11 protein-coding genes and 2 pseudogenes are annotated in these 11,948 nt (G+C 67.6%); 4 read left to right on the top strand and 9 right to left on the bottom strand.

The annotated features are described in order from the left end of the window. Window positions 1-283: pseudogene (locus UUA_RS16080) on the top strand (hydroxymethylbilane synthase); the annotation flags it as partial. A gap of 141 nt (window positions 284-424) precedes the next feature. On the opposite strand, the gene UUA_RS16075 reads toward UUA_RS16080, so the two are convergent. Further along, the gene (locus UUA_RS16075; protein ID WP_008438782.1) at window positions 425-1,234 is read right to left on the bottom strand and encodes a DUF481 domain-containing protein; all 810 of its coding nucleotides are present in this window, start codon (window positions 1,232-1,234) and stop codon (window positions 425-427) included. A 448-nt stretch (window positions 1,235-1,682) separates the two neighbouring features. Here UUA_RS16075 and UUA_RS16065 point away from each other — a divergent pair, with 448 nt between their 5' ends. Both UUA_RS16065 and UUA_RS16060 read left to right on the top strand, forming a co-directional pair. Beyond that, entirely contained in the window at window positions 1,683-2,666 is a 984-nt protein-coding gene (locus UUA_RS16065) for a helix-turn-helix transcriptional regulator (protein WP_008438781.1), read from the top strand. Window positions 2,667-2,677: 11 nt separating this feature from the next. Then, window positions 2,678-3,601: a patatin-like phospholipase family protein gene (locus tag UUA_RS16060; RefSeq protein WP_039954292.1), complete on the top strand. Its 924-nt coding sequence runs from the start codon at window positions 2,678-2,680 to the stop codon at window positions 3,599-3,601. 24 nt (window positions 3,602-3,625) lie between these two features. On the opposite strand, the gene UUA_RS16055 is transcribed toward UUA_RS16060, so the two are convergent. The 5 genes and pseudogenes from UUA_RS16055 to UUA_RS20330 all read right to left on the bottom strand — a co-directional run. Then, entirely contained in the window at window positions 3,626-3,994 is a 369-nt protein-coding gene (locus UUA_RS16055; RefSeq protein WP_008438779.1) for a DUF488 domain-containing protein, read from the bottom strand. Window positions 3,995-4,063: 69 nt separating this feature from the next. Then, window positions 4,064-5,086, bottom strand: coding sequence for a zinc ribbon domain-containing protein (locus UUA_RS16050; protein WP_008438777.1), 1,023 nt, complete (start codon window positions 5,084-5,086; stop codon window positions 4,064-4,066). A gap of 62 nt (window positions 5,087-5,148) precedes the next feature. Then, the gene (locus UUA_RS16045; protein ID WP_039954281.1) at window positions 5,149-5,850 is read right to left on the bottom strand and encodes a glycine zipper domain-containing protein; all 702 of its coding nucleotides are present in this window, start codon (window positions 5,848-5,850) and stop codon (window positions 5,149-5,151) included. Window positions 5,851-5,863: 13 nt separating this feature from the next. Then, a complete protein-coding gene (locus tag UUA_RS20095) occupies window positions 5,864-6,493 on the bottom strand; it encodes a hypothetical protein (RefSeq protein ID WP_235605907.1) in 630 nt (209 codons plus the stop codon). 150 nt (window positions 6,494-6,643) lie between these two features. Continuing rightward, window positions 6,644-7,012, bottom strand: a pseudogene (locus tag UUA_RS20330) (double zinc ribbon domain-containing protein); the annotation flags it as partial. A gap of 296 nt (window positions 7,013-7,308) precedes the next feature. Between UUA_RS20330 and UUA_RS18625 the strand changes: the two are divergent. After that, on the top strand, window positions 7,309-9,150 hold the full coding sequence (locus UUA_RS18625; RefSeq protein WP_153022885.1) for a zinc ribbon domain-containing protein: 1,842 nt from the start codon (window positions 7,309-7,311) through the stop codon (window positions 9,148-9,150). Window positions 9,151-9,201: 51 nt separating this feature from the next. Here UUA_RS18625 and UUA_RS16030 read toward each other — a convergent pair whose 3' ends face one another. From UUA_RS16030 to UUA_RS16020, 3 genes are all read right to left on the bottom strand, one after another. Next, window positions 9,202-9,918 carry a glycosyltransferase family 2 protein gene (locus UUA_RS16030; protein ID WP_008438762.1) on the bottom strand — a complete coding sequence of 239 codons (717 nt, stop codon included), beginning with the start codon at window positions 9,916-9,918 and terminating at the stop codon, window positions 9,202-9,204. 230 nt (window positions 9,919-10,148) lie between these two features. Continuing rightward, window positions 10,149-11,018, bottom strand: a complete 870-nt coding sequence (locus UUA_RS16025) for a ParB/RepB/Spo0J family partition protein (RefSeq protein ID WP_039954279.1) — start codon at window positions 11,016-11,018, stop codon at window positions 10,149-10,151. A gap of 3 nt (window positions 11,019-11,021) precedes the next feature. Beyond that, the gene (locus tag UUA_RS16020; protein ID WP_008438758.1) at window positions 11,022-11,894 is read right to left on the bottom strand and encodes a ParA family protein; all 873 of its coding nucleotides are present in this window, start codon (window positions 11,892-11,894) and stop codon (window positions 11,022-11,024) included. Between the last annotated feature and the right edge of the window lie 54 nt (window positions 11,895-11,948).

Raw genomic sequence — 11,948 nt, 5'->3', positions numbered from 1 at the left:
GCTGGCGCTGCTGGCCGCGCTGGACGACGCCGACACCCGGCTCACGGTGAGCGCCGAGCGCGCGATGAACCAGGCGCTGGGCGGCAGCTGCACGGTGCCGGTCGGCGCGTGGTGCATGCTCGGCGAACACGGCCTGCACCTGTGCGGCATGGTCGGCGACGCGGCCAGCGGCCGGCTGCTGCATGCCGAAGCCAGCGCCCCCAGCGACCAGGCGATCGCGCTGGGCCGGAAGGTGGCGGCGGCGTTGCTGGCGCAGGGCGCCGGCGAACTGCTGGGGTTGTGAACGCGCGGAGAACGGCACTCGGGTAGGGCGGGCAGTGCCCGCCGTCTTTCGCACGGCAAGAGCGGCGGACAGTGCCCACCCTGCGCGAACGGCCCCATTACCCGAGTGACGAGGCCGTTGCTGCGTCGGGGACGCTCAAACTTAGAAGCTGTAGACCAGGTTGGTGGTGGTCAGCGTGTCGGTCTTCTTGGTGCCCGGCAGCACGTCGCTGTTGTGGCGTACCTGGAAGCCGACCTTCAACGCCAGCTTGCGGGTCATGCTGACCGCCACGCCGGCGTCGTTCTGCAGGTAGGTGTTCTTCGAACCGGCTTCCATCAGGAAGGTGTCCTCGAACGCGGTGTTCTCGGTGAGCTTGTACTTGTAGTTGGCCAGGCCGCGGGCAACCATCTCGCTCTCGGTCGGCTGGCGCTCCTTCGTCACCACACCGCCGGTCACCACCTCGAGGTCGGCGGGACGGTAGCGCTTGTAGCCGGGGCCGATTTCGAACGACAGCTCGTTGCGCCCGTCCTTCAGCGCGATGTAGCCGTAACCGAGCGAGACGATGCCCTGCCACAGGTTCGCGCCGAAGTCGTCGTGCTCGTAGCGGGCGGCGCCAACGATGTAGCTGCGGGGGTCGAGCTTGAGACCGACCGAGGCGCCGCCGTCATAGCGGTTCGCGGTGGTGTTGAACTGCTTGAGGGTGTTGCCGTTGCTGTCCACGATGGTCTGCTGGCTCTTCGAGCGCAGCGCATCGACGAAGAAATTGTTCTTCCACTGCTCGTTCTCCTGGCTGAGGCCGAGCTTGGCGTTGATGTTCTCCGAACGCGAATTACCGGTGGAGGAGGCGAAGCCGAACTCGCCCGAACCGCTCCAGCCGCCGTTGCTGGCCGGGTTGGTGTCGGCGTCCTGGGCCTGGGCGGTGAAGCTCGCGCAAGCAGCCAGCAGCAGGCCGGCGATCAAGGTCTTTTTCATCGGGGGTGATCCGTTTTTTGTTAAACAATAGTAAGACCACTACCTTATCGGGAGGGCTTGAATTTGCGATGAACGGCGCCACCGCGTCATCCGCACGGCCTCAGCCGCTGGGCGGCAACGCGCCGGCCAGCGCCGTCTCGTAGACGAGCTGCCGAGGATGAGCGGCATCCGTATGCCGCGGCGTCCGCTCCGCTCCATCCCCAGCGCCATGCCGAGCCGGGTCCACCGGCCGTAGCCACTGAGCGCCAGTACCCGCAGCAGGATCTGGGCGTAACCCGACGGCTGCGCGCCGTTCATGCCGATGGCAGGCAGAGCGTCCGGGGCAGTTCGCGAAGGGGCGGCATGAGGCGTCCAAGGGGCCTCGACGGCGACGGATGCGGCGACTTGCGGCCGCCCCAGGCCGCCGCCATGCTACACAAGGCCTCTTTCCCACGATATGCCGACACCCATGGATCGCTACGAACGCATACTGACCCTGCACCGGCTGCTGAAGTCGGCGCACTACCCGATTGCGCTATCGCGCCTGCTTGGCGAGCTGGAGTGCTCGCGCGCCACGCTGTACCGTGACGTGGCGTTCCTGCGCGACGCGCTGGGCGCACCGGTGGAGAGCGCCGGCACCGACCAGGCCGCGTTCCGCTACGAAGCCGGCGAAGGCGAGAAGTTCGAGCTACCCGGGTTGTGGCTGACCTCCGACGAGCTGGCCGCGCTGCTGGCGCTGAACGAGCTGATCGGCCGCTCCGGCCCCGGTGTGCTGGCCGGCGCGCTGGCGCCGTTCAAGTCGCGCATCGAGGGCCTGCTGTCCAGCCACGACAACGGCAAGACGCTGCCGATCGAGCGGATCCGGGTGATTCCCTGGGGCGAGCGCAAGCTCGACCAGCAGGTGTTCCGCATCGTCGCCGGTGCGGTGCTGGAGCGCCGGCAGCTGCGCTTCCGCTACCGCGCGCGCACCACCAACGCAGACAGCCGGCGCACGGTGTCGCCGCAGCGGCTGACCCACTACCGCGACAACTGGTACCTCGACGTGTGGGACCACGACCGCCAGGCGCTGCGCAGCTTCGCGGTCGACCGCATCGCCGACGCGCAGGCGCTGGACACGCCGGCCATCGACGTGGCCGACGCCGAGCTCAACGAGCTGCTCGCCTCCAGCTACGGCATCTTCGCCGGCAAGCCAAAGGCGTGGGCGACGATCCGCTTCTCGCAGCACGCCGCGCGCTGGGTCGCCGACGAGCACTGGCATTCACAGCAGAAGGGCGAGTGGTTGCCGGATGGCCGCTACGAGCTGAAGCTGCCGTACTCCAACTCGAAGGAACTGCTGATGGACGTGCTCAAGTACGGCCCGGACGCCGAAGTGTTGGCGCCGTTGTCGCTACGCGAGGAGATGAAGATCCTGCTGCAGCTGGCGCTGGGCAGCTACCAGCAGGCGCCGCGTTGAACGGCGAGCCGATGGCCGCCGGCGACGCGCCGGCCGCACGCAAGCCGACCGTGGCGCTGGCGCTCGGCGCCGGTGGCGCGAAGGGGCTGGCGCACATCGGCGTGATCGAGGAGATCGAGGCGCAGGGCTACACGATCGTGGCGATCGCCGGCAGCTCGATGGGCGCGCTGATCGGTGGCATCCACGCGGTAGGCAAGCTCGACGTGTATCGCGACTGGGTCTGCGCGCTGGCCAAGCTCGACGTGCTCAAGCTGGTCGACTGGACCTTCTCCGGCGGCGGCCTGATCAAGGGCGAGCGGATCATCGAGACCATGCGTGGGCTGGTCGGCGACGCACTGATCGAGGAGCTGCCGCTGGCGTTCACCGCGGTGGCCACCGACCTTGAGCGCGGCCGCGAGGTGTGGCTGAGCCGCGGCGACCTGTTCGACGCGATCCGCGCCTCGTTCGCGATCCCCACCGTGTTCCGCCCGCATCTCATCGACGGCCGCCGGCTGGTTGACGGCGCCCTGCTCAACCCGGTGCCGGTGACCCCGCTGATCCGCGAAACCGCCGACTACCTGATCGCGGTCAGCGTGGACGGCCCGGCGGTGACTGCCACGCCGCCGGAACCGCCGATCCAGCCTGCGGCCACGGAGAACGGCTATCGCCTGCGCATCGGCGAGTTCATCAGCCGGATGATCCCGCGTGGCGAAAGCCGCCCGCGCGAGCCGGGCACGCTCGAACTGCTGACCCAGGCGATGGACCTGATGCAGGCGAACCTGTCGCGCCTGCGCCTGGCCGCCTACGCGCCGGACCTGCTGATCCAGCTGCCGCACAACATGGCGCTGGCCTACGAGTTCTACCGCGCGCGCGAACTGATCGAACTGGGCCGCGTGCAGGCGCGTGCGACGCTGGCGAACTGGCCGCGCGCCGGTACGCCGCAGCGCGAGGCCTGAGCCCGCCGCTCCACAGCGCGGCCCTCAGCGCGGGCCGTGCGTGTGCAGCCAGTTTTCCAGGTAGTCGCGCAGCACGAGGGCGCCGTTGTGCTCCTCGTCATGGGCACTGTAGATCAGGGTGACCTTGTGCCGCGCCGAGCGCTCGGCCAGCGGTTGCCAGTATTCGGCCAGGTCGTCCAGCTCGGCGGCATAGCGGTGGCGGAAACCGTCCCAGCGCACCGGGTCGTGGCCGAACCATTTGCGCAGCGCCGTGGAGGGCGCCAGTTCCTTGGCCCACTGGTTCAGCGGCACCTCTTCCTTCTTCATGCCGCGCGGCCACAGCCGCTCCACCAGCACGCGATAACCGTCGGACTTGGCCGACGGCTCATAGGCGCGTTTCACAGCGATGTTCATGGCGTGCTCCCAACGGTTGCTTTTCAGCATACGCCGCCGGGGGCGCCACGGCGCTGGTGAACACGATCCTCAGGTGCGCTGCCCGCACTCACCACAGAACTGGTCGCCGGGAGTCAGCCGTGCACCGCAACCCTTGCAACCCGGCGCTGTGGGTGCGGCGGTAGCTTGTGGCCGATGCTGCTCCACCTTCTGCCTGAGCTGGTTGAAGCCGCCGCGCAACCGGCTTTCCGCCGTGGAGGCAAGGCCCGCATTGAGCGAATCGTAGACCATGATGTAGCCAAACAGATAGACCAACGCGAACAGCGCTACCACTACGGCGAACACGATGCCTACCGACACGCTGGCCGCACCCAACCCCTGCATGCTGGACATCAACATGTATTCCAGGCCGGCGCCGTATCCATAGTCGCCAAAACCGTGGCTGTACATCGACATGCTGGCGCCGGCCGACACCGCCAGCAGGGCAAGTACGAAGATCGCCACCGGCGCCACGATCAGCCACAGCAGCACGAAGTGCAGCAATGCGTCGAGCGGGCGCTTGAGTACGATGTCCACCGCGCGCCCAAGGGAGCCCAGCACGCCCTCGCCGCGCCACACTGCCACCAGCAGAAGCGGCGTACCGATGGCCAGCACGCCATAGCAAAACAGCAGCACGATGGCGCCGGGCCCGGCCAGCAGAAAGGCAAACAGTGGCCCGATGCCGGGAATCCTGCCGAGCAGGGCCAACAGATACAGCGCCACGAACACCAACAGCAGACCAAGCGCCAGCAGAAGCAGCGCCAGGAGCACGTTCAGCGTGGCCCCCAGCCCGCCGAAGAAGGCGGCAACAAAACCGCGTCCCGGCCGTCCATCGGCCTGATCCACCAGCAGCAGGCCGGCGCCGTTGATCCCGGCCAGATAGACCAGCAAGGCGATCAGCATCAGCAACAAGCCCACGATGACGCCCATCTTGGCCGCCAGCGCACCCGCAGCAACCGCCAGGCCCAGGCCGATCACCACGCCACCAGCCAACATCGCCAGCGCCTGCCAGTTATGCAGCGCTTCGTAACAGCGCATCAACAAGCCGATGTTACCCGTCGCTTTCTCGGTCATCTTCGTTCCCCCTGGATATGGCTATTGGGCGGCGTCGGCGTACTGGCGCCGCATGTACTCGGTCAGCCCACGACCAGCATGGGCATCTCATTGGTACCAACCGGTTTGCCGTTCATCGAGAGTGAGGAGCGCACCACATAGCGCCCATCCTTGATGCCCTTGGGCAAGTTGAAGCTGAAGTTGGTCCGGTACTCGCCCGTGCCATTGATGTCGGATGCCTGCTTGGTCACGGTGGAGAGCTGCTTGCCGTCCGGCGAGAACAACGTGAGCGTCTCGGCCAGCTGCGGTTGTACATCGCGCGTGCCGTTCAGCACCACCACGGTGGACTGCATCTCCACCGGCGAACCGGTTTTCACCGTGCCGGATGGTTGCATGGAGCTTGCGTAGGACGACACCGTATTCGTCGCCGGCAAGCTGCCATGCTGACGGGTGTAATCCGCCTCCACCGACTGCGCATCGCGCACTTTGTGCGCGCGATAGTTGTAAGCCATACAGGCCAGCGCGCCGATACCCGCGCCCACTGCGGCCCCCACCAGGTGTCCGTTGCCCTTGCCGAACAGTGCGCCAGCCAGCGCACCAACGGTGCCGGCCAGCGCCGGGTTGCACGTGCCGGCTTGCTGGCCGTCGGCGCTTGCGCTCGCGTCACCCCGACTTTGCGCGCCGCCGTTGTTCACTGGCATCTGGGCGCAACCGGCAACCAACGCCAGCCCAAGACTGGCGCCGAACAAGCTAAACGATTTGGCGCAAGGCATACGCGTATTCATGGCGATTCTCCCTTCACTGGATGGAAATGCTGTTCATGGCTTTCTGTTGGGCTTGTTCGGCCTCACGCAGCAACTTGTTGGCTTGGGCATCGCCCGGCTTCACTTCCAACGCTGCCCTGGCATTGGCAATGGCGGCGCTGTAATTCTGCTCGGCGAAGGCTTGCTCTCCCTTGTGCACCAGCTTCGCCGCGATGTCGCGCATCGACGGCCCGGCCGCAGGCGCAGGCATGGGCGCCCGCACCTTCTGCGTGGGCAGCGGCGCCGCAGACGGCGGCGCGGAAACCGGCTCAGCGGCTGTCGAGGCCGGGGCAGGCGCTGCAACCACTGGCACCGCCATGGGCGGCAGCACCGGCGCGGCCGCCGGCGCAGGTGCAGGCGGAGCCTCGGCAACCGGCGGCGCGACGGGCGTCGATGATGCCGCGACGGGTTCAGCGGGAGTTCCCGGCACCGCGACACTGTGGGCCGCGGCGGGCTGGGCCGCCTGCTCCGACGCCGCGCCACCGGAACCCATGAGTTTCCATGCCACCACGACACCGAGACCCACCACCAGCACCACCACCGCGGCAGCGACGGCGTAGGTCTTGCTACCACCGACACGTACCGGGTTCGCCGCCGGCTTGCCAGCCCGGGTGGCTGAGTGCACCGGAGGCGTTGCGGCAGGTGGGGGCCCTACGCGGGACGTGACGACGGCCGGCGCAGGCGCTGCGGCGGGAACCGCGGCGGATACCGGAACGGCTGCGGGCGCCAGTAAAGGCTCGATCTCGTGTGAAACGGGCTCCGCCTGCGCCAGCGGCTTGCCGCAGCTTTTGCAGAAGCGCGCACCGGCGGGATGTGGGGCACCGCACTGCGGGCAAGCCATGCCCTCCAGTGCCACAACGGAAGGCGCGGGCGTGAGTACCGGTGCGGGTGCGGGTGCGGGTGCGGGTGCGGGTGCGGGTGCGGGTGCGGGTGCGGGTGACGGTGCGGGTGACGGTGCTGAAGCAGCTGTTGCCGGCGCTCCGCAACCAGCACAGAAGCGTGCGCCGTTTTGATTGGTTCGATGGCACTGCGCGCACTCCCAGCCGGCGGCTACCGGATTGGGTCCACCGGCCAGGTTGGCGCCGCAACCGCTACAGAATTTGCGGCCATCGGTGTTGGCTAGCCCACAGGTCGGACACTGCATGAAGCGCACTCCGCAAGATGGATTCAATTCAAGGCAAGGGGCGACCGAGCCGCGCAGCGATCTGGCGCCATGGCGGACAGGGGGCAAGAGTTGATGGCGTCAGGCAGCGAGGATCCCATCGCGAACGCCGCATGGCGGCGCGCCGCGAATGCACTCCTTGCGGGTACAGCGTGGCGAATCGTGTCGCCATCCTTGAATCCCCCTGTGATGCAGCCCCGTCGCGTCACGCGGCGCGCAGGCTTGACTACCCGGCTAGCTTGCAGAAAAGTGCGGCGACAAACAAGACTGAATCCAGCGTGACTATCCGCCTTGCGCTGCCTGCACACCATCTCATCTCCGAGCATTTCATGGCCTACGAATACAACGCCGACAGTCGACAACTCGATTTCCCCAATCCGTTCTACGCGGAAAACTGGTTCCTGGTCGCCGCCAGCGTGATGCTGTCGGGGGGCGGAATCGGCTTGTTGCTGCTCAGCCGCGGCGCCATCGCTGGCGGCCACGGCCTGCGCAGCGTGCTGCCGCTGCTCCTTGGTATCGGCCTGTTGGTGGCGGGCTTGAATCAAGGCCGACGCGTACTGATGCAACTGCGTTTTTTCTTCGGCCGCAGCCGGCCCGCCGGGCTGGCCCCCGAGTTGACCGCCGACGCCACCGGCCGCAGTGGGGGGTCGGACGAGTTGAAAGAGACGCTGCGCCAGAACGCACTGTCCTATCCCGAGCCGCAGGGACCGTTGAACAACCTGCTGCACGCCGGCATCCGCAACCTTATTTTCGCGCCGCGCCCTGTGCAGTTCATCGCCCAGCGGCAATTCCAGACCGCCATTGCCATCGTGGTGACGCTGCTCTCCTTCCTGGTAGCCTGGTTGGGCTTCGGCAACGGCAAGGCGGCCGACTGGATGGGCCTGTTCTATTTCGGCTTCAGCGTGCTGCTGCTTCTGCGTCCACTGGAAAGCGGCGTGGCTGCGCCCGCCAACGTGGGCATGCGCGGGCTGATCGGACTGATCCTGGCGGCGATCTTCGTGCCGGTGCTGCTGCCCTTCGTGGCCTCCGGCCTGCCCAGCCTGGATTGGCTGTCGTTGAACGTGCAGACCCTGTTCCTGCTGCTGGCCGCGCTGCTTGGCGTAGGCCTGTATTTCGTGGCGCTGATGCACCAGATGACCGGCCTGCCGCCCACCAACATGGCGCGCGAACAGACCAGCCTGTCGATGAACTGCCACCCCAAGCAGCTGCTCGACGAGCTCGACCGCACCCTGCAGGACACCTGGGTGGAGCGCATCCCCAACCGCCGCTACGCCAAGACCGTGCCGTTGATCGGCAGCGGCGCCGGTACCTTCGCCGCCGAACTGGTAGAGGAAACCCAGCCCATGTCCGGCACCGGCCAGAACAGGGTGGAGCCGGGCGCGGCCTTCACCATGCCGCGTTACCGCTTCATCGCCTGGCTGGACGTGGTGGGCGTGGCGCTAATCGCGCTGGGCGTGGCCTGGCTGCTGGTATTCGGCGCGAAGTTCCGCCCCGAGGTCGTGGACGTCCACCTGTTCTCCCTGCTTACCCTCGGCCTGGCCATGCTGGTGGTGGGCCACTACTGCCTGCGCGCCGGTCATGTTCTGTGGGGGCGCTTCGACTTCGTTTCGCGACTGGTATGGGTGGAGATGCAAGGCAACTACCAGTCGGCGCAGATGAACTTCGGCAACACCTTCACCGACCGCGTGAAGACCGAGAAGCAGCTCATCAACATCGAAACGATGACCCTGCGCGTATGGGCCGCCGAGCTGGACAGCGTGATCTTCGGCAAGAATGCGCAGCGCTTCATCGTCGGCCTGCGCGGCGTGCCCGACTACGCGCGCCAGCTGGCCGCGCACCTGGTGGACTTCGCGCAGGAGCAGAGCGTGATCGTGGCACCCACTTCGCGCACCGACATGCAGAAAAGCGCAGTGCTGGGCGCGATGAACAGGCTGGGCGGGCAAGCCGATGCCGCCTTGCCACAGGCGATGATGCAGGCGATTCAAGGTGCAACCACGCCGCCGCCGACACCACTACCCGCCACGATCACGCCGCCATACTGCTCGGGCTGCCAGACGCCGGTGAACGCCGCCGACCGCTTCTGCGGCAATTGTGGCCACGCGCTTGCCGGCGCCGGCTGACCGGTACATTCATGCCGCAGCAAGACGCGGCACACGCCAGGTGGGCGCGGCTCAGTTCTCCTGAACCTCGGTCACCTTGCCGCGGCGCATCAGCCACGCCACGCCGCGCAGGTCGGCCAGGCCCACCCACAGCCGATCCAGCATGCCGTACTTGGACACGCCGGCGGTGCGCGGTCGGTGGCCCACCGGCACGCTCTGGCTCTGGAAACCGGCGCGCTTGACCAGCGCCGGCAGGTAGCGGTGCATGTGGTCGAAGTAGGGCAGGCGCAGGAACACCTCGCGCTCGAACAGCTTCAGGCCGCAGCCGGTATCCGGGGTGGCATCCCTGAGCATGCGCGAGCGCACCGCGTTGGCGATCTTCGAGGAGATCCGCTTGTTGAAACTGTCGCGGCGGGTAGTGCGCCAGCCGGCGAACAGCCGCGTTTCGGCAGGCGCCGCGGCGCGCGCGGCGAGCAGCTTCGGGATGTCGGCCGGATCGTTCTGGCCGTCGCCATCCAGCGTGGCGATCCACGGCGATTGCGCCGCACGCACGCCGTTCCACACCGCCGTGCTCTGCCCGCTGCGGGTGACATGGTGCAGCACGCGCAGCTCCGGGTGCAGCGCCTTCTGTGCGACGAGCACGGCGCGGCTGTCGTCGCTGGAATCGTCGTCGACATAGACCACTTCGTAGTCGACCCGGCCGCGCAGCGCGGCGGCGATCTCGGCCAGCAGCGGCGGGATGTTGTCGCGTTCGTTGAACACGGGGACGACGACGGAGAGTTGCGGCATGGCGAGGCCTTTGCGTAGACGGGTGCCGCGATGCAACGGCAGGGGCGCATTTTAGTCCATGCGACGAGGGGGGCGACTCCCCTCTCCCTTCGGGAGAGGGGCTGGGGGGGTGAGGGTTCGGGCGGAACGAACCTTGCGCTTCGCCCAAACCCTCATCCGGCCTTCGGCCACCTTCTCCCAAAGGGAGAAGGGAACAAGCAGGACCGCGTCGAAGCGGCAAGCGGCAAGGCTCAGCGGATCTTGCCGAGGATGCCTTCCAGCTCGTCGTTGCTGTGGTAGTGGATCACCAGCTTGCCGTGGCCGCCGCGGCCCTGGGCCAGCTCGACCCGGGTGGCCAGGCGTTCGGCCAGTTCGCGCTCCAGCGCGGCGACGTTGGGGTCGCGCGCGGCCGGATGCTTGGCCTTGCCCTTGGGCGTGGTCTGCGCGCGGCGCGCGGCCTCCTCCAGTTCGCGCACCGACCAACCGAGGGTGGAGGCCTGACGCGCCAACGGCACGGCGATGGATTCTTCCAGGGTCAGCAGGCAGCGGGCGTGGCCCATCTCCAGCTTGCCGTCGTCGAGCAGACGGCGGATCGGCTCAGCCATCTCGGTAAGCCGCAGCATGTTCGACACCGAGGCGCGCGAACGGCCGACCGCGTCGGCGGCCTGCTGGTGGGTGAGCTCGAAGTCGTCGATCAGCCGCTTCAGCGCGTCGGCTTCCTCCAGCGGGGTGAGGTCCTGGCGCTGGATGTTCTCGATCAGCGCCATCGCCGGCACCGCCGCCTCCGGCACCGCCTTCACCAGCGCCGGCAGTTCGCCCAGCTGGGCGCGCTGCGCCGCACGCCAGCGGCGTTCGCCGGCGATCAGCTCGTAGCTGTTCTTGCCGATCTCGCGCACCACCACCGGCTGGATCAGGCCCTGCGCCTTGATCGAGGCGGCCAGCTCGTCCAGTGCCTCGTCGTTCCAGTGCCGCCGCGGCTGGTACTTGCCGGGCTGGATCTGCTGGATCGGCAGCACGCGCAATTCGCCTTCCTGCGTCAACACCGATGGCGAGGCGTCGCCGTCGCCGCCCAGCAGCGCGTCCAGCCCGCGCCCCAATCCACGTTTTTTTGCAGCTGCCATGCCTTAGTCCTGGTGGTTGGCGGCCGGCGCCTTGAGCACCGGGCCGCTGTCGCCGTGCACGGGCGGTTCGATGTCGTCGACCGGGTCGGCTGCCTGCACGGCACCGCGCGGCAGCCCGCGTTCGCGCCGGATCACCTCGCCGGCCAGGCCGATGTAGGCGATCGCGCCGCGCGAGCTGCGGTCGTATAGATGGATCGGCTGGCCGTGGCTGGGGGCCTCCGCCAGGCGCACGTTGCGCGGGATGATCGAGCGCAGCACCTTGTCGCCGAAGTGCTGGGTGAGCTGGGCAGAGACCTCGTTGCCGAGGTTGTTGCGCACGTCGTACATGGTGCGCAGCAGGCCGTCGATCTCCAGCTGGGGGTTCAGCCGGTGGCGCACCGCCTTGATCGTGTCGAGCAGGCTGGACAGGCCTTCCAGCGCGAAGTATTCGCACTGCACCGGGATCAGCACGCCGTCGGCGGCGGTCAGCGCGTTCAGCGTGAGCAGGTTCAACGAGGGTGGGCAGTCGATCAGGATGGTGTGGTAGTCCGCCGCGATCTTCGCCAGCACCTCCTTCAGCCGGTGCTCACGCGCCAGCGCGTCCATCAGCTTCAGCTCGGCCGCGGTGAGGTCACCATTGCCCGGCAGCAGGTCGTAGTGCGCTTCGGTGGGCACGATCGCCGCGGCGATCTCCACTTCCTCCAGCAGCACCTCGCAGCCGCTGGCCTTGATGTCACGCTTGTTCACACCCGAAGCCATGGTGGCATTGCCCTGCGGATCGAAATCGACCAGCAATACCTTGCGCTTCGCCGCAGCCAGCGCCGCGGCGAGATTGACGGCAGTGGTGGTCTTGCCGACGCCGCCCTTCTGGTTGGCGACAGCGATGATGCGGGCCATGGGTGGATAGCTACAGTTCGCGAAGGACGGCTAGATTAGCATTGCTGTCGCAGC

The organism is Rhodanobacter thiooxydans LCS2, assembly GCF_000264375.1.
In the GTDB taxonomy this organism is placed as follows: domain Bacteria; phylum Pseudomonadota; class Gammaproteobacteria; order Xanthomonadales; family Rhodanobacteraceae; genus Rhodanobacter; species Rhodanobacter thiooxydans.
This window is presented reverse-complemented; position numbering and strand designations above follow the sequence as displayed.